Source organism: Pollutimonas subterranea, assembly GCF_002849655.1.
Lineage (GTDB): Bacteria > Pseudomonadota > Gammaproteobacteria > Burkholderiales > Burkholderiaceae_B > Pollutimonas > Pollutimonas subterranea.
In genome coordinates this window covers 66,033-85,854 of the sequence record NZ_PDNW01000018.1, presented here as the reverse complement: position 1 = coordinate 85,854, position 19,822 = coordinate 66,033, and the positions used below count along the sequence as shown (strand labels likewise).

17 protein-coding genes and 1 pseudogene are annotated in these 19,822 nt (G+C 53.6%); 12 read left to right on the top strand and 6 right to left on the bottom strand.

The window, feature by feature from the left end; genetic code table 11:
• On the top strand, window positions 1-520 hold a 520-nt coding region (locus CR159_RS17590; protein WP_199173354.1), incomplete at its 5' end, for a cytochrome c biogenesis CcdA family protein.
• Window positions 521-548: 28 nt separating this feature from the next.
• On the opposite strand, the gene CR159_RS21975 is transcribed toward CR159_RS17590, so the two are convergent.
• Window positions 549-770 (bottom strand): GDCCVxC domain-containing (seleno)protein, encoded by a 222-nt coding sequence (locus CR159_RS21975; RefSeq protein WP_102075271.1) that lies wholly within the window; start codon window positions 768-770, stop codon window positions 549-551.
• Window positions 771-1,068: 298 nt separating this feature from the next.
• Here CR159_RS21975 and CR159_RS17580 point away from each other — a divergent pair, with 298 nt between their 5' ends.
• On the top strand, window positions 1,069-1,419 hold the full coding sequence (locus CR159_RS17580) for a four-helix bundle copper-binding protein (protein ID WP_369406262.1): 351 nt from the start codon (window positions 1,069-1,071) through the stop codon (window positions 1,417-1,419).
• A 255-nt stretch (window positions 1,420-1,674) separates the two neighbouring features.
• On the opposite strand, the gene CR159_RS17575 is transcribed toward CR159_RS17580, so the two are convergent.
• A complete protein-coding gene (locus CR159_RS17575) occupies window positions 1,675-2,844 on the bottom strand; it encodes a multidrug effflux MFS transporter (protein ID WP_143705480.1) in 1,170 nt (389 codons plus the stop codon).
• A gap of 743 nt (window positions 2,845-3,587) precedes the next feature.
• Between CR159_RS17575 and CR159_RS17565 the strand changes: the two genes are divergently transcribed.
• Together CR159_RS17565 and dsbD are read left to right on the top strand one after the other, a co-directional pair.
• Window positions 3,588-3,872, top strand: coding sequence for a DUF2933 domain-containing protein (locus tag CR159_RS17565; RefSeq protein ID WP_102075257.1), 285 nt, complete (start codon window positions 3,588-3,590; stop codon window positions 3,870-3,872).
• A 129-nt stretch (window positions 3,873-4,001) separates the two neighbouring features.
• Complete coding sequence (gene dsbD, locus CR159_RS17560; RefSeq protein ID WP_233208381.1) at window positions 4,002-5,963, top strand: protein-disulfide reductase DsbD; 1,962 nt, start codon at window positions 4,002-4,004, stop codon at window positions 5,961-5,963.
• A 39-nt stretch (window positions 5,964-6,002) separates the two neighbouring features.
• Here dsbD and CR159_RS17555 read toward each other — a convergent pair whose 3' ends face one another.
• Window positions 6,003-6,278, bottom strand: a complete 276-nt coding sequence (locus CR159_RS17555) for a metal/formaldehyde-sensitive transcriptional repressor (RefSeq protein WP_102075256.1) — start codon at window positions 6,276-6,278, stop codon at window positions 6,003-6,005.
• A gap of 66 nt (window positions 6,279-6,344) precedes the next feature.
• On the opposite strand from CR159_RS17555, the gene dmeF reads away from it, so the two are divergent.
• Window positions 6,345-7,277 carry a CDF family Co(II)/Ni(II) efflux transporter DmeF gene (gene dmeF / locus CR159_RS17550; protein WP_102075255.1) on the top strand — a complete coding sequence of 311 codons (933 nt, stop codon included), beginning with the start codon at window positions 6,345-6,347 and terminating at the stop codon, window positions 7,275-7,277.
• Window positions 7,278-7,320: 43 nt separating this feature from the next.
• Here dmeF and CR159_RS17545 read toward each other — a convergent pair.
• Window positions 7,321-7,539: pseudogene (locus tag CR159_RS17545) on the bottom strand (manganese efflux pump); the annotation flags it as partial.
• Window positions 7,540-8,138: 599 nt separating this feature from the next.
• Here CR159_RS17545 and CR159_RS17540 point away from each other — a divergent pair.
• From CR159_RS17540 to CR159_RS17525, 4 genes are read left to right on the top strand one after another with little or no spacing between them, the layout of a single operon-like run.
• Window positions 8,139-9,500 (top strand): TolC family protein, encoded by a 1,362-nt coding sequence (locus tag CR159_RS17540; RefSeq protein WP_233208380.1) that lies wholly within the window; start codon window positions 8,139-8,141, stop codon window positions 9,498-9,500.
• Entirely contained in the window at window positions 9,487-11,013 is a 1,527-nt protein-coding gene (locus tag CR159_RS17535) for an efflux RND transporter periplasmic adaptor subunit (protein ID WP_102075253.1), read from the top strand. The genes CR159_RS17540 and CR159_RS17535 overlap by 14 nt, the downstream gene beginning before the upstream one ends.
• Window positions 11,010-14,159, top strand: a complete 3,150-nt coding sequence (locus CR159_RS17530; RefSeq protein WP_102075252.1) for an efflux RND transporter permease subunit — start codon at window positions 11,010-11,012, stop codon at window positions 14,157-14,159. The genes CR159_RS17535 and CR159_RS17530 overlap by 4 nt, the downstream gene beginning before the upstream one ends.
• Before the next feature lie 55 nt (window positions 14,160-14,214).
• Window positions 14,215-14,571 carry a copper-binding protein gene (locus tag CR159_RS17525; RefSeq protein ID WP_102075251.1) on the top strand — a complete coding sequence of 119 codons (357 nt, stop codon included), beginning with the start codon at window positions 14,215-14,217 and terminating at the stop codon, window positions 14,569-14,571.
• A 211-nt stretch (window positions 14,572-14,782) separates the two neighbouring features.
• On the opposite strand, the gene CR159_RS17520 is transcribed toward CR159_RS17525, so the two are convergent.
• Window positions 14,783-15,115 (bottom strand): DUF4148 domain-containing protein, encoded by a 333-nt coding sequence (locus tag CR159_RS17520; protein ID WP_102075250.1) that lies wholly within the window; start codon window positions 15,113-15,115, stop codon window positions 14,783-14,785.
• Window positions 15,116-15,719: 604 nt separating this feature from the next.
• Here CR159_RS17520 and CR159_RS17515 point away from each other — a divergent pair.
• The 3 genes from CR159_RS17515 (at window position 15,720) to CR159_RS17505 (ending at window position 19,245) form a co-directional block, all read left to right on the top strand.
• Complete coding sequence (locus tag CR159_RS17515; RefSeq protein ID WP_102075249.1) at window positions 15,720-16,877, top strand: porin; 1,158 nt, start codon at window positions 15,720-15,722, stop codon at window positions 16,875-16,877.
• 344 nt (window positions 16,878-17,221) lie between these two features.
• Window positions 17,222-17,917 carry a heavy metal response regulator transcription factor gene (locus CR159_RS17510; protein ID WP_102075248.1) on the top strand — a complete coding sequence of 232 codons (696 nt, stop codon included), beginning with the start codon at window positions 17,222-17,224 and terminating at the stop codon, window positions 17,915-17,917.
• Entirely contained in the window at window positions 17,911-19,245 is a 1,335-nt protein-coding gene (locus tag CR159_RS17505; protein ID WP_102075247.1) for a heavy metal sensor histidine kinase, read from the top strand. Before CR159_RS17510 ends, CR159_RS17505 begins: the two co-directional genes overlap by 7 nt.
• 141 nt (window positions 19,246-19,386) lie before the next feature.
• On the opposite strand, the gene CR159_RS17500 is transcribed toward CR159_RS17505, so the two are convergent.
• Window positions 19,387-19,713, bottom strand: coding sequence for a DUF4148 domain-containing protein (locus CR159_RS17500; protein WP_102075246.1), 327 nt, complete (start codon window positions 19,711-19,713; stop codon window positions 19,387-19,389).
• Between the last annotated feature and the right edge of the window lie 109 nt (window positions 19,714-19,822).

The following is a 19,822-nucleotide window of genomic DNA, read 5'->3' as shown; positions in this document are numbered from 1 at the left end:
GCCGGCTTCGGCTTGTTTGAGGATCGCCATGATCTGGCTGTCGGTAAATCGGGATTGCTTCATTGCTCGAATTTCCTTGTTGTGGAAATTCTACTTCAGCTCACTGCGGTTCTATGGGGGGATTACCCAGCGTTACTACCGCTTTGAACCACGGGGCGGCGGTGGAAAGCCTTGGTCGGCTACTGTGCTTGGCATGGCGTTCGGCTTCGGTTGGACACCATGCATCGGTCCCGTGCTCGGCGGTATTCTGTTGCTTGGCGCCACCTCAGAGAGTCTTGGGCAGGGCGTACTGCTTTTGGGTATTTACGCACTGGGGTTAGGTGTACCGTTCCTGCTTTCCGCGTACTTCATGACCTCTTTTATGCGTCGACTGGGTTCGTTGCGCCGAGCGGGGCGTTATCTTCAGATAATCACCGGCGCGATTCTGGTGCTGATGGGCATTGCGGTGGCGAGTGGACAGTTGGTGCGTTTTGCGATTTGGTTATTGAGGACGTTCCCGGCGCTTGGGGCGATTGGGTAGTTGCGTGTTTTGCCTCTTGAGGTTCCGATCAGCTACAACAGCCTTTTTGTCTGCTGTGTTCTTGAACTGGCGGACAGGGTACGGAACCGTACGAACAATAAACACAGCAGTCGCCGGGTTGCGGCTTCAAAACAGCCGGGCATTGCTCGCACGCGTAGAACCATTGGCAGGCGTTAGTTGGCATGGTTTCCGTTTTGACATACCCACATTCAGGGCAGGTCAGCGTCGATTCTAGGACAACAGTGCTCATTTCATGTTCCTCATCTTCAGGGATATGTGCATGGTCGTGCTCCAGAAAGGCGTAGGACCATTCGGCACGCGCAATGCCTGCACAGGCTCCAACCATGGGGTATTGATTGTGTTACGGAACTACAGTGGTACTACTGACGTCAACATAACGCAATCATTAAAAATTTGTAATATGAGGTGAATGTAGAACACAGATTGCGTGAAGACAACGAGATTTTAGAGCAGAGTATTGGGCTTAAGGCATTGAAGTTGCTGGATTAGGGAAGTGGCATCGCATAGCGGAGCCACTTGATAATCACATGTTAAGTCCTTTGGAGATCAATATGGCTCATGAAAAATTTCAATCTTGTATCGACGCATGTTATGCCTGCGCTGCAGAGTGCGACCACTGCGCTGTGTCATGCCTGGGGGAACAAAATGTTAAAAGCATGGCGCGTTGTATAAAGCTGGACATGGATTGCGCGCAGATTTGCCGCATCGCGGCCAGCTATATGGCCCGGGACAGTGAATTCGCCCAAGCGCTTTGTCGCTTGTGCGCAGATGTTTGCCAAGCGTGCGCAGATGAATGTGCCAAGCATCAAATGGATCACTGCCAGCGCTGCGCCGAGGCTTGCCGCAAGTGTGCCGAAGAGTGCAGGCGGATGGCATAGACGACTAGTGCCCGCACAGTACAACCGCTGCATGATGCATGTTGCGGATACGATGTGCTTATTGGTCAGCGCCTGGCGTACGGCTAGGCCTGCACGCTCCACTATGAATTCAAGTGTCTAACAATTGGTTGGCGAAGAGAGGTGTACAACTACGTTACGTGCTATGGCGGCATTTTTGATAAGGGCGGGCGTACGCGTTCGAGGTCAGCCGTGACTGTGTCAACACTCCGTCGCCGATCTCAACTCGTACGTCCACTACCGGTTCAGCCTTGTGTAACAAAACCAAGCCAGACATCCCGCTCCAAGAAAACAGAACACCGTTAGCGCCATAGCCAGGCCGGAATCGGCTACTAGTGGAGCGACCAATCCCGAGGCCAAGGTCATGACCATGGTTTGAACAAAACCTTGCAAGGAAGCTGCCATCCCACGTGCTGAAGGGAACAAATCGAGCGTCAGCAATGTAATGGTTGGGGTCACAAACGACATACCAACCGTATAAAGCGCCAGGGGCAGAATGACCCAGGGCAGAACGGGCGGCAGATAGGCGTTGTACAACACATTGAGCACGGTGGCACCCGCCATTATCAAGTATCCATAGCTGACCGTCGTCAATGGTGCGAATCGTTTCGCGAATTTTCCTGACAGGTAAGCGCCGAAGATTATGCCGGAAGTCGCAGGAATGAACAGCCACCCGAATTCCGCCTTACTTAATCCAAGATACTGAACAACAAAAATAGGCGCTGCGGAAACATACACAAAAAAGCCTATGAAATTACAACTTAAGGCCAGAGACAACAACCAGAACGGCCTGCTCCTTAGCACAGCGTTGTAGCTACGCAGAAGCGCTGCTGGCCTCATCGAGGTCCGTCGCTCCCGTGGCAAGGTCTCCGGCAAACAGAAGTAGCTGACCATCAGTTGCAGCCCACTGAAAATGGCCATAAAAATGAATACCGATTGCCAGGGAAACCAATTTTGTAGCCATCCTCCAAATACTGGAGCAATGGCAGGAGCGAGGCCGAATATCATGCTCACTTGCGCGAGCAATTTTTGAGCTGCAGTGCCTTCAAGCCGATCTCGAATGACTACACGCCCTACGACGCTGCCCGCACCCACTGAGAGCCCCTGGAATGTACGGAAACAGATCAACAGACCAAGAGAACTGGCCAATGCCCCGCCAATGGACGCTACGAAGTAAACGGCTAGTGCGGCCAGGATGACCGGACGGCGCCCGAATGCGTCGGATAGTGGTCCGTGCAGAAGCATCATGACCCCAAAGGCAGCGAGGTAAGCGCTAAGCGTCTGTTGAAGTTCGAGCTGCGTTGCTCCGAGGCTCACCATCAGCATCGGAAAAAAAGGCATGTACGTCGAAATGGAAAACGGGCCCAGCATCGTATAGCTGCCAAGCAACCAGGCCAGCCATTTCACCGTCGGCTCATTCTGCACTGCTTTGTCTGTAGACGGTGTCACATTCAATTCCAGTTTATTCTTCGAGGGCGGCAGGAAAGCCGGCCTTTTGCTACGGCCTTTTCTAAAATTCCGATCAGCGAAGGAGCAATAACAAGGGGCGATTGCCTCGCGAGCAAACCATTGCGTCCATTGACGTGAGACGGCTATCGGCGGTGTTTAGTGTCTACCAGCGAACGAACTACCTGAAGGTAAGCGCGCTCCATTCGTTCATCGCCTCCTGCCCGATCAGCCATTGTCTCCAGCGCACGCAATAGGTGCTCAGCGACCAGAAGATCTCCTTCGTCACACGCCCGCTTGAGGGCAGCCAGGATGTCATCGCCCAAACTTGTGTGGTTCTCGTCCATAGCATTCATAGTTCCTCAGGCAGGATTGCAGTGTTCCGGGGAGCGCTGTCTGCCTCACTTGGTCTTCATCACGTTTATCAGCAGCGTAAACGTTCCCACAGTGATAATGTCAACCGGCAGTATTTGCCGCCCGTTGTAAACATGGAACGCTTTGCCCTGTGTCCACTAGTGCCATTGAAACAGTGCGAACGCTTTGTACATATAGCAACAATTCTTTTGCTTCCTAGAGCGCTTTTCCAAAGATGACAAAGATGTAATGTCAGCGCAATCTGTCTGACAGCAACGGACCGTTACAGTAGGCTTGTCGGTAGATTTCCGCATAAAGCGCTAGCGACGCAAGTACAAGGAGAGCTAACAATGAAATGCGATATAAAAACGATGGTGAAAGGCGGTCTTGGGCTAGCCATGGTGATCGCCGTTGCGTATGCGGTATTGCCCGCCGCACGTGAATTGATTATTGCTGTGAGCCCATTCTTATTCTTCTTAATCTGTCCGTTGATGATGTTTTTCATGATGAAAGGCATGCAGTCGGGCCACAGCGATAACGAATCAAAGAAGGGCGAACCCGCCCAAGTGCCAATGCCGGAAGAGGCTAATGCTGGGGACCGCCGACGTTTACTAAACCACAATAGAGCACCTTGATACCTGAGCAGGCCATGGGAACCAAACTCACACGAATAGTTCTCCTAGCGCTAGCTGTAATTGGGTTGGTCGCTATTTTGGCCTTCGTTTTCATGGGCGTCATGATGGTCTGGATGATGAGTAGTTGAAGTGAAATCTATCCGTTTGTTGATGGCTCTGCTCGTGCTGGCACTGGCGTGGTTACCTGGCGTTAGTCCCGCACAATTTTCTGAAATGCCAGCCGACCCGACTGGTATTACAGTGTCGGCTTCTGCTTTCTCGAACAGTGGGATTCTGGGCTCCATGCGAAGTTTGTTTGGCAGCGAGAGTTCTGATCAAGAGCTGTTGCCACCAGATGAAGCGTTCAAAGTCTCGGTGAGGGCACGCGACGCCGATACGCTGGTCGCTACGCTTAGTGCAGCAGACGGCTATTATCTTTATCGCGATAGGATTGCGTTTGACCTTCAGCAGCCATCCAACGCGGCGATCAAGAACGTCGCGCTACCCCAAGGTAAGTTTAAGGATGACCCCACTTTTGGGCAGGTCGAGGTGTATTACGGATCTGTCCAGATCCCAATTACGTTAAATCGGTTGTCTGGATCTATTTCCGAGCCGCTGATTCTGCAAGCCTCCTATCAGGGTTGTAACGATCCGACCGGAGTCTGCTATCCACCAATAAATAAAACGCTGTCCGTAGTTCTTGCCGCGGTAGCCCAGACCAGCGCCGCCTCAGCGGGTGCTAACGTCGCGCAAGCTCAAGCGAGTAGTGGCATTCCTCGAAGCACTGCCAAGGTCCAGGTCTCGGAAACAAGCCTCGTACGAGATCTGTTCGCTCAGGACAATGCGTGGGCGCTCATAGCCGCCTTCTTTGGTTTTGGCTTGGTTCTGGCGTTTACACCCTGCATGCTACCCATGATTCCGATTCTGTCGGGAATGGTTATTGGTCAAGGCCGATCACTAAGCCGCCGCCATGCCTTTGGCCTTTCTTTGGTTTATGTGATGGCCATGGCCGTAACTTACGCGCTCGCAGGTGTGGCCGCGGGGTTAGCAGGCACGATGCTCTCGGCATATCTGCAAAAGCCATGGGTGTTGGGCAGTTTTGCCGTCGTCTTCGTACTCCTCGCGCTTTCCATGTTCGGCTTTTATCAACTCCAGATACCCGCTTCCATACAAAGTCGCCTAGCGGGCGCTGCAAACCGATCTGCCGGTGGCAAGGTCTTCAGTGTGTTCGTCATGGGCGTATTGTCCGCCGTCATTGTGGGACCGTGCGTTGCGGCACCTCTGGCCGGAGCACTGCTTTATATTGGGCAGACAGGAGATGTCGTGCTCGGTGGCTTGGCGCTTTTCTCGCTGGCTATAGGGATGGGTGTTCCGCTTCTTATCTTTGGCACCACAGCGGGTGCACTTTTGCCTAAGGCCGGCTTGTGGATGAGGTCCGTGCAGCACTTTTTTGGCGTCACGATGCTGGCGGTGGCCATCTACCTGATTTCCCCGGTCATACCCTCTGTCGTCCATATGAGCTTATGGGCCGTCTTGCTCATTATTTCTGCGATGTATCTGAAGGTGTTGGACCCGCTGCCTGACAGCTCGCCTGGGTTTGTGCGTTTTGGCAAAGGGGTAGGGGTCATTGCACTCATTTCGGGTTTGGCGCTGCTTATCGGCGTGCTGTCAGGAGGCCGCGATGTGCTGCAGCCCCTGAGTGGCTTAAGAGGTCCAGGTGTTGCGGCCGCACAGAATATCAGCTCGCCCGAGCTGCAGTTTAAGAAAACTACGAGTCTCGCCAACCTTGAGTCGCAATTGCAGGTGGCCGAAGGTCGCTACGTCATGTTGGACTTCTGGGCTGACTGGTGCATATCCTGCAAAGAGATGGAGCGCTTCACGTTTACAGATGCCCAGGTAAGAAAACGCCTCAAAGACGTCGTGTTGCTTAAAGCCGATGTGACCGCGAACAATGCCGACGATCAAGCACTGCTCAAACGTTTTGGGCTCTTTGGCCCCCCCGGCATCATCTTCTTTGACAGGCAAGGGGCGGAGATCGACTTTCAGGTTATCGGGTTTCAGGCACCCCAGAAATTCTTGCGCTCTTTAGATTCGGTCATGCCAGGTCAGTGAGGTTCAGAACCAGACGCTTAGTTAAGTCAGCCCAGAGCTTTACTTCAGGTAGGATCGCAGCACCGCCGCCAGCTGATTGACCTCCTGTTCGCGCTCCTCCGCTGTCAAACCCTCGGCACCGACGTGCTCGCGAATCTGACCTTCCAGCACCTCAACCATGAGGCCGTTTACCGCTCCGCGGATAGCTGCGATTTGCTGAAGTATCCCAAGACACTCGTTCTCTGCTTCTATAGCTGCTTCGAGGGCAGCCGTCTGGCCGTGAATTCGCCGCACCCGTGCTAGGAGGCGGCTCCTGTCTTTAACTGTATGCGCCATTCTGATCTCGCTGGAAAAATAGAGTACTGGGGTATAGTATATTCTGAAATAAATTAGAGGTTCCCCATGATTCAGACATCGGCTCATCGCTGGCAGCATTCCCACGTATTTGATCAAGGCAATCCTGTTGCACAGCGTAGGACTCGCTGGGCTGTATGGTTGACGGCGACCATGATGGTCGCCGAGATAGTGGGCGGTTGGTGGTACAACTCCATGGCGCTCCTTGCCGACGGCTGGCACATGAGCTCGCACGCTTTAGCGCTTGGGCTTTCCGTCCTTGCATATGCCGCAGCCAGGCGCTACGCTGAAGATCGACGTTTCGCCTTTGGAACCTGGAAGATTGAGATCCTAGGTGGATACTCCAGCGCGATCATGTTGTTGGGTGTGGCCGGTTTGATGCTTTTCCAGTCAGTTGAAAGGCTCTTTTCTCCAGCCGAAATCCACTACAACCAAGCGATCAGCATTGCCATCGTCGGTCTGATGGTGAACCTGACTTGTGCGTGGCTGTTGCGAGAAGATCATGGGCATCATCACGGGCACCATGCAGAAGAGAGCACAGCGCACCACCATCATCATGATCTGAACCTGCGTTCAGCGTACCTGCACGTCATTACCGATGCGGCGACCTCTGTCCTGGCGATAGTGGCTTTGTTGGGCGGAAAGCTGTGGGGCGCCGCATGGCTCGATCCTCTTATGGGGATTGTTGGTGCAGCCCTCGTGGCTATGTGGGCAAAAGGCCTATTGCGCGAGACAGGGCGCGTCCTGCTGGACGCGGAAATGGATACCCCGGTAGTAGAAGAAATCCGAGAAGTTTTACGTCAAAACCCGACGGTGCAGATCACCGACCTTCATGTATGGAGGGTTGGCGCAGGAAAGTATGCGTGTATCGTGTCGCTCGCCACGTCAAGCTCGATCACGGCAGACCAGATTCGGCAGCAACTGAGCATTCACGAAGAACTTGTCCACGTAACCGTGGAAATAAACAATCTACATACCTAAGAATTAGGCGTAGCCGCTCAGCGTCGCCTAGCTCATTCACTTCTTACATGGTGAGGTGTTCATACAGAATGACGGCGCCGACGCCTATCAGCGCCAACCCGCCAAGAATCTCCGCCCACTTGCCGGCCACATTGCCGATCAACCGGCCGACCATGACACCCAGCGTCACCATTAGGAACGTTGCTAAGCCAATGGCCGCCGCCGTTATCAGAATATTGTTATCGATAAAGGCCAGACTGATGCCCACGGCCATTGCATCAATGCCGGGAACGGATTTTTAATTACTTGCGGCAAGTGCGGGCAACCCTCTTTGGTGCTGGATACTATCCCAAAGCACTATCCGTAATCGCTACAATGCGTGGGCAACTACGAGGCAAAAGGCAATAGTCTTGGGACTATTGATTAGCCCATCATGCACATGACTCGGCCCAATGCTCGCTGGCTATTGATCGTAGTGATGCTCACTGCGCTGCTATTCTCGCGCCTGGCATTGGCAAGCTATGTATGTCCCCAACCTCAATTGCAGGTCGCTGCCTCAACTGAACAATCAGCGGGCCACGGCTGCACCCAGCCCGCCGGTAACTTGAGGATGATCGATGAGGCGCAACCATCTCTATGTGCACAGCATTCTTCAGATGAAAGCCAGCTGAACCAGGCTAGTGCACAGCCGACTGTGTCAGAGCCAGTTTTCTTATTCTCATATCCGGCCGCGCTATCACCTGTGTCGCCAACATGGCCGATAGCCATCTACGCTGACTTGCCCGAGAGCGGCAGTGACCATAATGCTGTATTCCTGTTGACACGTAGGTTACGCATTTGACTTGACTCCGGGTTCCGTTTTTTTGTTTCGCGGCTATAGCCGTGAGCGATCCCAAAAACTATTCGGAGTTAATCATGTTTGCAGTTATACCTCCGCGCGCATCGCCGCGTGTTTTGGTGAGTGCTGCGGTGCGCGTCGGCTTTTTGTGCGTTCTACTTGTAACAGCAAGCGGATCCGCCTATGGTCAGGGGGCCGGCCTCACTCTCGAGGAAGCGCTTGCCCAAGCCACGAACCGATCAGCCGCCATACAGGCGAGCGAGTCATCAATATCGGCCAGTTTGAATGCTGTCATATCGGCTGGCGAGCTGCCTGATCCGGTACTGAAGTTGGGCATCGACAGCGTTCCAATTGAAGGTCCAATGCGCTATTCGGTCAGTCGGGATTCGATGACAATGCGACGTATTGGTATCGAACAGGAGTGGGTTTCGGCGGATAAACGCGGGCGCCGCGAGCGCCTTGCCGACCAGCAGGTGAACAGGGCGCGAGCAGATCTGATTTTGCAAACTGCTAACACTCGGCAGCAGACGGCGATTGCTTGGCTTAATGCGGCCTATGCCCAACGAGCCCTCCAATTGTCCAACGTGTTGATGACTCAGATGACAGAGGAGCTCACTACGACGCGCGCTTCCTATCGCGGCTTGCGCGCGACCGCCGTTGATGTAACGCAGACGCAGATGTTGCGCTCGCAGACGAAGGATAGTCTGTTCAAAGCCCAACAGGATCTTCGTTCAGCACTGATTTCATTAAGCCGATGGGTTGCCGCACCTGTGATACGGGTAGAGGGAAAAGTCCCGTCGCTGCACAGCAAGGTGTCCTCGCTCACGCTACAGGAGCTCAATCGGGTTCAACCTGAACTGCTCCTTGCTGAGCGGGAGATATCAATAGCAGATGCAGCTACCGCCGTCGCTACCAGTAATAGATCTCCAAACTGGACGTGGGGCGTGACATACCAACAGCGAGGTAGCCAGTACCAAGACATGGTATCGGTGGGTGTCAGCATCCCGCTACCAATCGCCAGAGCTAACCGGCAGGACCGAGACGTGGCTCAAGCGGCTGCAATGGGCAATAGGGCCCGTTTTATATTGCGTGAGACCCAGCGTGGGGTTCAAGCGGATATCGAAAACTTGTCCACGGCACTAGCGAACGGGCGGGAACGCGTTGATAGTCTTAACACGACCCTACTGCCAGCCGCAGAACGACAAGTTGGGCTTGCAACTGCGGCTTATAAGGCGAGTACGGGATCGCTGGCATATGTATTTAAAGCGAAGCGAGAACTGTTAGACGCAAAACTTCAGATTCTAGAACTTGAACTGGATGTTGCCCAAATTTGGGCTCGGCTTGAGTATCAGATTATCCCAAATAATGATGAATCTACACAAAGGGTTAGTCATGCAGCCGACTAAGTGGATACGTGTTATCGCTGTGCTCGCTGGAGTAGCGATACTCCTTGGCGCCGGCTATTTGTTCGGCATGCGACAAGGGGGTAGCGTCTCAGAACGCCCTGGTGCAAATATGGAAAATGATAGTAAGGCCGAAGCTGAATCGGACAGAAAAGTTCTGTACTGGCACGATCCCATGGTGCCAGGCCAACGATTTGATAAACCCGGAAAATCACCCTTCATGGATATGCCACTTCAGCCGGTTTATGCCGATGAGGGCGTAGCCAACGGAATCAGCATAGATCCGTCCCTCCAACAGAGCCTAGGCATCCGCTACGCGACGGTCACTAGAGAAGAGACCAAGCAAGGGTTTGACGCGATCGGTACGACACAGTTTGACGAATCGCAAGCAGTGTTTATTCAGTCTCGCGTGAATGGATTCATTGAACGGCTCCATGCAGATGCACCCTTGCAACACATCAAAGAAGGGACAGCCATCGCATCGCCGTTCGTTCCGGATTGGCTCGCGCCGCAGGAAGAATATCTCGCGCTTAAGCGCGGCGGTGCTGGTGGAGAAATGCTGTCGGCATCGCGCACACGCATGCGGGCACTGTCGATACCGAAAGACCTGATCAGTACCCTGGATAGAACCGGGAAAGTGCAAAGTTATATTACTTTGCGTGCACCTATCTCTGGAGTGATCACCGAGCTTTCGGTGCGCAACGGCGCAATGGTTGCACCGGGCCAGACCTTAGCCAAGCTGGTGGGGTTGAACAAACTGTGGCTTGTGATCGAGGTACCAGAGTCGATGGCGTCGAGGGTTCGCCCCGGCATGACAGTTGACGCTGCATTCTCGGGCGACTCAAATCGGCGCGTTAAGGGGAGAATTCGCGAAATCTTGCCCGGAATCAGTACGAACAGTCGGACGTTGCAGGCACGGCTGGAAATCGACAACACTGAGCTGGGATTGACGCCCGGAATGCTGATGCGCGCGCACATCAGCGCGGAAGAATCAGTTTCGCGCTTGCTTGTCCCCTCTGAGGCTGTAATAACAACGGGCGAGCGGTCGGTGGTCATTGTAAAGAACGAGGCGGGGCGGCTTCAGCCGGTAAAGGTTGAGCTGGGCATTCGCCTTGATGATACGACGGAAGTCCTGCGCGGGCTGCGCGAAGGTCAACAGGTCGTCGCCTCGGGCCAGTTCCTGATCGATTCTGAAGCGAATCTACGTTCTATCCTTCCCAAGTTCCAGGGGGAATCTATAACTGGTGCTGAGGATACCGGCAAGGCAATGGCGGTTCCCGCACCGTCTTATGAAACGACCGGCAAAATCGAGCAAATCACTGCCGACGGCATCACGTTCTCGCATCAAGCTGTCTCTGCATTGAACTGGCCCGCCATGACGATGACGTTCAGCAAGCCCGGTGCTGACGCATTCCCGGACGTAAAGCTAGGTCAAACTGTGCGATTCTCGTTCAAGCAGTCGAGCGATGGCTATCAGTTACTGTCGGTTGAGCCTGTTATGGAGAAAGCCCGATGATTGCGCGCCTCATCCATTGGTCCATCTATAACCGCTTTCTCGTGTTGCTAGGGACCGTCGTCATTGCTGCATGGGGTATATTTTCGCTGTTGGATACGCCGATTGACGCCTTGCCAGACCTTTCCGACACCCAGGTCATTATCAAGGCGTCCTATCCTGGGCGGGCGCCGCAAGTCGTGGAAGATCAGGTGACCTATCCGCTCACTACGACCTTGTTAGGGGTTCCCGGCGCTAAAACAATCCGGGCGTATTCGTCATTTGGCGATGCATTTGTCTACGTGCTCTTTGATGACGAAACTGATCAGTATTGGGCTCGGTCGCGTGTACTGGAATACCTGAACCAAGTGCAGAGTCGGTTACCCCCGGGCGCAAGCGTTTCACTTGGGCCGGATGCCACCGGCGTGGGATGGGTCTACGAATATGCGTTGGTGGACCGGTCTAACACCTACGACCTGGGTCAATTAAGAGCCTTGAATGACTGGTTTTTAAAATTCGAGTTAAAGGCCGTGCCAGACGTCTCCGAAGTAGCCTCTATAGGCGGTATGGTTCGCCAGTATCAGGTAGTGGTGGATCCAGACAAGCTGCGCGCCTATGGGATTCCATTGGCCGAGGTAAAAGATGCACTGGGTAAGTCGAACCAGGAGGCAGGTGGTTCTGTGCTGGAACTGGCTGAATCCGAGTATATGGTTCGCTCTTCGGGATATCTTAAGACGTTGGCCGACTTCAGGAATGTCGTACTGCGCGCGAGCGACTCCGGCACACCTGTCTTGCTAGGCGATGTCGCGCGTATTCAGATTGGGCCGGAGATGCGCCGAGGAATTGCTGAGCTAAATGGCGAGGGTGAAGTAGCCGGAGGCGTGATCGTTATGCGGTCCGGAAAGAATGCGCTCACCACTATCGACGCGGTCAAAAAGAAGCTGGCTGAACTTAGCAAATCGCTGCCGCCGGGAGTTGAGGTGGTAACGACCTACGATCGCTCGCAGCTGATCGAACGTGCTGTATCAAACCTTACGGACAAGCTACTTGAAGAATTCGTTATCGTCGGAATAGTTTGCGCTTTGTTTCTATTTCATTTGCGCAGTGCCCTCGTCGCTATTCTTTCATTGCCGCTAGGGATACTCGCGGCATTCATCGTGATGCGCTATCAAGGCGTTAACGCGAACCTCATGTCCCTTAGCGGCATCGCGATTGCAATTGGTGCGATGATCGATGCGGCCATCGTAATGATAGAGAACGCGCACAAGCATATTGAAGCGTACGAACACCAGCATCCCGACACGCCTCTCACGACATCGCGACGATGGGAGCTGATCGCGACATCGACCGCAGAGGTGGGGCCAGCTCTGTTTTTTTCGTTACTCATCATTACGCTGTCCTTTATACCCGTCTTTTCGCTGGAGGGACAAGAGGGCAAGATGTTCGCGCCCCTCGCATTCACCAAGACATACTCGATTGCAGCCGCTGCAGCCATCTCGGTGACATTAGTTCCGGTGTTGATGGGTTACTTGATTCGGGGACGTATTCCTCGTGAAATGGCTAACCCGATCAATCGTGTACTAGTTTGGATGTACCGGCCAATGCTCGAGGCGACGCTGCGGCGTCCCTGGGCTGTGATCGCGTTGGCGGTTGTCGCTCTGGCAGTGACGCTGGTTCCCATTTCACGCCTGGGCAGTGAGTTTATGCCAGCTCTTGATGAGGGTGATCTCTTGTATATGCCCACGGCACTGCCCGGATTGTCTGCCCAGAAAGCCACTGAACTCTTGCAACAGACCAACCGCATGATCAAGTCTGTTCCTGAGGTGGCAACGGTCTTTGGCAAATCTGGCCGCGCCGATACGGCCACAGATCCTGCTCCACTTGAAATGTTCGAAACCACGATCCAGTTCAAACCTCGAGACGAGTGGCGCGTAGGAATGACCCCCAAAAAACTGATCGAAGAACTGGATCAGGCCGTCAATGTACCAGGCTTGACCAATGTCTGGGTGCCACCCATCCGAAATCGACTCGACATGCTATCAACTGGAATCAAGACGCCGGTAGGTGTCAAGATATCAGGCCCAAGCCTGGAGGAAATCGATAAAATCGCCTCGCAGGTTGAAACGGCGGTCAAGGGCGTTCCGGGCGTTTCGTCGGCGTTGGCCGAACGCTTGACGGGCGGACGCTACATCGACGTCGATATCGATCGGATGGCTGCTGCGCGGTACGGCTTAGCCATTACCGACATTCAAGGCATCGTGTCCTCGGCCGTAGGGGGCGAGAACGTAGGAGAGGTGATCGATGGACGTCGGCGCTTCCCCATCAATGTTCGATACCCGCGCGAGATACGTGATTCGCTGGACGATCTGCGACAGTTATCTATCGTGACTGATCGGGGCGCGCAAATTCGCCTTGAGGATGTCGCGGACGTCAGAATCTCCGATGGTCCACCCATGATCCGTAGTGAGAATGCACGCTTGACGGGCTACGTCTACGTTGACATACAAAATGCAGATTTGTCTTCGGTCGTCCAAGCGATGCAAAAGGTCGTTGCGCGCGACGTGATGCTGCCAGTAGGCTACTCCATTGCCTGGTCCGGCCAATTCGAATACCTTGAGCGGGCGGAAGCAAAGCTGCGAACAGTCGTGCCCATGACGCTGGCACTGGTCTTTGTGCTTTTATTCCTCACGTTCAATTCCGTGACTGATGCATTGTTGTTGATGGTGACCGTGCCGTTTGCATTGATCGGGGGCTTCTGGCTCATCTGGATGCTGGGGCATGCAATTTCCGTGGCAACTGCGGTTGGTTTCATCGCTCTTGTTGGCGTGGCAGCTGAGTTTGGCGTCGTAATGTTGCTTTACCTGAAAACGGCCTTGAATGATCGCCTCAAGTGCGGGAAGCCATTTACTGAGTCATTGCTGATGGAAGCCATTCGAGAAGGGGCGGTAGTACGGGTTCGTCCAAAGGCCATGACGGTGGCTGTCGTACTGGGGGGCCTGTTTCCAATTATGTTGGGTCAAGGTACTGGCTCGGAAGTCATGCAACGTATCGCTGCACCCATGATTGGCGGGATGGTTACGGCGCCTATTCTGTCGATGTTCGTTATCCCAGCCGCCTGGCTTTTGTTGCAACGGCGTCAAATCCGTCGCCTTGAAAGAAAGCATCAGTAAGGTAGTACTCGCCCGGTGCATACGCACCATATTTTCCATCTACGGAGAAATTGTTATGAAGAAACTGATCTCATTTTCGCTGGGTGCTAGCCTAGCGCTTGGCATGTCCCTTACAGCTTTTGCAGCCGATGGGAATACTAACGGTCCGACCGGAAGTACCAGTGCGGCGTCTTCGGAAGTCAGGGCAGACACCGCTTTGTCTGATGGTGTGGTTCGTAAGGTGGACCGGCCAAGCGGCATGATAACGATTGAGCACGGCGCACTCGAGAACGTCGGCATGCCACCGATGACGATGGCTTATAAAGCCAAAGATGAAACGGTATTGCAACAGGCCAAAGAAGGGGAAAAGGTTAAATTCAGGCTTGAGAACCTGAATGGAACCTATACCATCATGACGTTAAAGAAGCGGTAGTGTCTACTGCTTGGGAAGCCTTTGAGCATCATCGGCTGTATTTTTAGGTACCTGGCATTCCTGGCGTGAACGCCAACGTCATGAGACTGCCGCCAGATGGTACGCTTATCACACGACGGGCCCGAGCCATAGGCGACAAAGTTGGGATTTCAGAAAGGAGTAGGGCAGCCGTTTGGCTGCCCTAACTATATTAGAAAAAGATCAGAACGGCTTACGCGCCGGTGTAGAAGCTTTGGATATACGCTTTTTCTTTCGCGCTCATTGATTCCAGTTCCTGTCGAACTTCGGCGCGCGATTTCGTCTGCTCAGCGCCGGCCATAGACCAAGTCCCGGTTTCTTCCCCCTGGCGGGTGGCCCATGAAGGGTCTGCCTTTGCCTGCTCGAGCTCCTCAAGCACCTGTGCACGGCTCTTCATGTTGGACCAATCGACGACTTCGGTGCCCCCCTGTTCACTGTTGTCAGGGATCCAGTAAGCGAAACTGGTAGCGGGAACGGCAATAACTGCTGTAAGCAAGGCGGCAAGAGTTTTGGTACGAAGGGACATTATTCATTCCTTTTAAAAGAGTGGTTGCCAGCGGAGTCGTTGATTCACTAGCGCCGTGCTAGTTTTTCTGGCGATGGATCTACTGTATGCCCCGAGCGCCAACAGGCCGATGACGACAGCATGACATTTGCGTCATCTTCGTCAATCTGTCGTCATGATCGTTGCTGGTTGTATCGGTCGTGCGTATACACGTGCTGACTCGCTGATTGACTAGCCGGACTGGGCTGTCGCGGAGAGCTCGCGGCCCCAATCGTTATTCGCGTCTACAGCGGACCGAAATATGCCGCGGTGTGGCAGACCCAAAACTTGAGACACTGTTTCGCGACTTCATTCGACCGATTATCGGCAGCAAGAAACCTTTGCAATTATTAAAGCTAATCGGGCGTTCGCAAACCCAAAGGGGCCAGAGTGTCGATCTCGACGTTATGCAGATAACGAATTTGTAATCGATGAGTTCGTAGATTGTTGGGCACCGCCGACTAAGCTCTTAGTCCCGCAGTCTTGGATTCGCTTCGTGTATGGATCTCGCGTTAAAGCGTGCATGCAGGAACGAGCATTTACTGCAATCAGCGCCGTGTCTACCTCAGGGTTAAAGGAGCCTTTCATGAAAAATACGCTAAAAATAATGGCCGCTCTGGCTACGTTACTATCCAGTACTACTCAGGCGGAGACCTCCGTTACGCTATACGGAATACTCGACGCGGGCGTTGGCTACTCGAAGGTGGACGGGACGATAGTAGATCCAGTCAGCAATCAGAGAGTGTCATTAGATCGCAGCCGCTTCGGCATGACGGACAGCGTCAAGAACGGATCGCGTTGGGGTATACGGGGAAAGGAGGATCTTGGCGGCGGACTGTATGCCAAGTTTCAACTGGAGTCCGGTTTCAATCTTAGCAATGGACAATCGACTCAAGGCGGTCGCCTGTTCGGTCGTAACGCGACTGTTGGGCTTGGCAGTGATAATTGGGGTCAGTTCAATATAGGTCGCCAGTACAACATTGGGTCGCGCTACTTTTACAGCGTTCTTGGCCCGATGTTTGGCGGGGGCTTTACTCAGTTGAATATGGGCAGTGGGTCGGGATTTAGCTCAGTAAATTGGGTACGTTACGATCAATTGGTCACCTATGAGACGCCGACGATAAATGGCTTCACCATGGGCCTTGGGTACTCATTCAGTGCGGATGACTCTAAATCGAATCAGGTGGGATTCAACACGGCCGACAATACACGCGCCATAACAGCAGCGCTTCGCTACGGGAATGGGCCGTTGTCAGCCTTCATATCGTATGACCAGCTAAACCCTTCGAACAAGCTGAGTGATCAACAGACGCAGGCGACGCCCAGGTCGTATGTCGTTGGCGCAGCCTACGACTTTGAAGTAGCCAAGCTGGCACTTGCGTATAGCAGGACGACTGATGGCTGGTTCGGTGGGGCAGGCTTGCCTGGGGGGGCTGTAGGGAGCTTCTCCGGTGTGCCGACTAATGTTTTCGTCGACGGCTTCAAGTCAAATTCATACTTAGTTGCAGTCTCTGCGCCGGTAGGAGCCGCGGGCAGCATGTTCGGCTCCTGGGCGCGAGCAGACGCAAATAACAAAGATCTTACCGGAGGAGATGCAAGCTCAAATACGTTCAGCCTCGGTTATACCTATACGCTCTCAAAGCGGACCGACTTGTATGCCGTCGGCTCGTATACCGATAACTTCGCATTCTTGGACGACGCGAAGGTTAAAACTGTCAGCGTAGGGTTGCGTCATCAGTTTTGACCCAATGTGTATGGGATGCCCGCTGCGTTCACTTAGCGTAGCGGGACTGAAGAGGCTTCCGCATGGGTCGGAGAGAACTCCTCGAGCGTACCGTGACGGCTTTCGGCTCCTTTGTCGCGGAATGCTGTGCATTGCCCGAGGCCGTATGGCGCAGGGCGTATGCGAGCAAGGTTACGGATTCGTAATCACCGTGTCCTGCTAATGACAGGCTGACTAACGTAACGTATACGGGTTACGAACATACCGTGCGTTAGGGACGAGCTGCTAACGACGACTGCAGATGCGTTCGCGCATCACGCACCACTGTGCGCTTAGCCATTTTCCATGGAGGAAGCACAACAACAATGAAAATTCTTGTGGTCGAAGATGAAAGAAAGCTTGCAGACTACTTACGTCGAGCGTTGACGGAGCATGGCTATGTGGTTGATGTGGCTGGCGACGGCAGGGAAGGCCTATTTTTCGCACAGGAAACCCCATACGATCTTATCCTTCTGGATGTAATGTTGCCGGGTATGGATGGATTTCAATTGTTACGCGAGCTACGCAAACAGAGTCGTGTGCCAGTGCTCATGCTCAGCGCAAGAGATCGGGTTGAAGACCGGGTGAGAGGGCTGGAGGATGGCGCTGATGATTACCTTCCCAAGCCCTTCTCACTGACCGAACTCATGGCTCGTATCTTTGCGCTGGTTCGTAGGAACGACCCCGCAAACTTGACTGACGCCCATACGAATATCGTTCGCGTAGCCGATCTAGAGTTGGATCTTCTGCGCCGACGCGTCTATCGGAACGAGCAACCAATCAACTTGACTGTGAAGGAGTTCGCTTTGCTTCAGTTATTCATGCGCAAGCGTGGCCAAGTCTTGTCCCGGCAGACTTTAGCCGAACAGGTCTGGGATATTAATTTCAACAATAATACCAACGTAGTGGAAGCGGCCGTCAGGCGGCTACGCGCAAAGGTGGACGGCCCGTTCGAAAGGAAACTGATACACACCGTGCGCGGCATGGGGTATGTGATTGAGGTTCAGGATGCCGAATGTTGAGTTGGTCAAACTCGATTCGGGGCCGACTTTCACGCTGGCTCGCGATACAGACCTTGGTAAGCGTAGGACTGATCTGTACAGCTGTATATCTTGCTATTAGTTCGAACTTCGCGACCCGCCAGACTGAGCTGTTGGCGGAAAAGCAGAGGGCAATTCAGCATTTAGCTACGGAAAGTGCATCCAAAAATAGCGCGGAATCGCTCCAACATCAGCTCTTGGATTTCTTTCACGGCCATCCAGAGCTCTCGCTGGTTTTGCAGAGCAGCAATGTAACCAAGACGTTTGGCAAGAGACCGCCAAACGCCAAGGTAAGCATGTTTCGCCAGCATACGTTTATGCTACCGGAGTATGGGCTATCGACTGGACCGATCCAGGCGCAGCTGAGCATGGACATCACTTCCGACCTTCGCTTTCTCAGGCGCTTGGCTTTGGCTCTATTTATTTGCGCAATTTTAGGCGCAGCACTCGCGTCGTTAGGTGCAGCGTGGTTGGTTCGCAGGGCGCTGATCCCGATCGATGCATTGAGTAGCCAGGTGGCAAAGTTGTCCCCGGAACGGCTTGGCGAGCGGCTTGAGGCGAAGGACCCTGCGGCAGAGATTTTCCCGTTGATTGCGCAGTTCAACGCGTTACTCGAACGTATCGAGGGTGCCTATGCACAGATGGAGGAATTTAATGCCAATCTGGCACATGAGTTAAGGACGCCGTTAGCAACGCTGATTGGTGAAACCGAGCTGGCATTAAGTTCTAAACGCTATGAGCGCTCGCTTGAAGAAATGCTCGTTTCTAACCTGGAAGATCTACATAGAATGGAAAGAGTCATAAGCGACATATTACTTCTCGCAAGGGCCGATGGTGGCACGAGGATTAAGACAGAACCGACCAACAGTATTGCGATTACCATCCGGGAGGTTATGGATTATCACGAGGCTCAGGCCGAAGAAGCTGATGTGAAACTACTGCTAGTGGGCGACGCCTCAGCAATGATTAGCCGTACGCTTTTTCAACGCGCCGTGTCGAATCTACTATCAAATGCGATCCGGCACGCCGACGCGTTCAGCGACGTGCTGATTGTCGTGGAATCAGCAGGCGAAGAAGTGCGGATCGCAGTTTGTAACCTTGGCACGCCTGTCGCACAAGAGCACCTGGTAAGGTGCTTTGAGCGGTTCGTCAGGTTACCGGCAGAACGGGTGTCTAGTGATCAAGATCATTTTGGTCTGGGGTTAGCAATCGTTGCCGCGATAGCTCGAATGCACGGCGGCAAAACGTTTACCCGGTCGGTTGAACGATTGGTCACAATGGGATTTACCGTGGCTAGACCAATACATTAGTCTCGGTTCTGGTTTGAGAGTCCTAAATGCTCCATACATGAAGTGGCCGGCTGGGCATTGGATAAAAAAACCGCGCACAAGTGTAGCCGTGCGCGGTGACTACCGCTATCCCATCGCGGAGAAGAGCGTCGTCAAATCGACCTACCGTCCCGATTGCCGCTGGACCTCTGCGTTATATTCGGGGCCACTGCGCATACGAACATACTCGGCATAGGCAGACCTGTATTCACGGCTAAAGGTATCAGGAGTGCTCTCGCCAGCCCAGAATTTATCGAGCCCGGCTTTTTTCCACAATGCTAGATCCGCACGTACCTCCGCACGCGTCTTGGGCTCTCCGAAAACATCGGCTATGTTCGAGGACGCCGCCGCGCTTGCACTCACAGTGGAGGTATGCGGCTGTGCGCTGACCGCCATCGTCGTTGTGGCCAGCAGCACTGCTGCGAGAAGGTTCTTTTTCAAGTTAGTCATACGTTTACTCCTAGAATTTACGAACTCATGCGGCTGCGCAATGGCGCGTGATGAAAGTTAAGCCGCTTGAATGAATTGTAGGAAATCAGCCCAGTCAGTTTGCGAACAC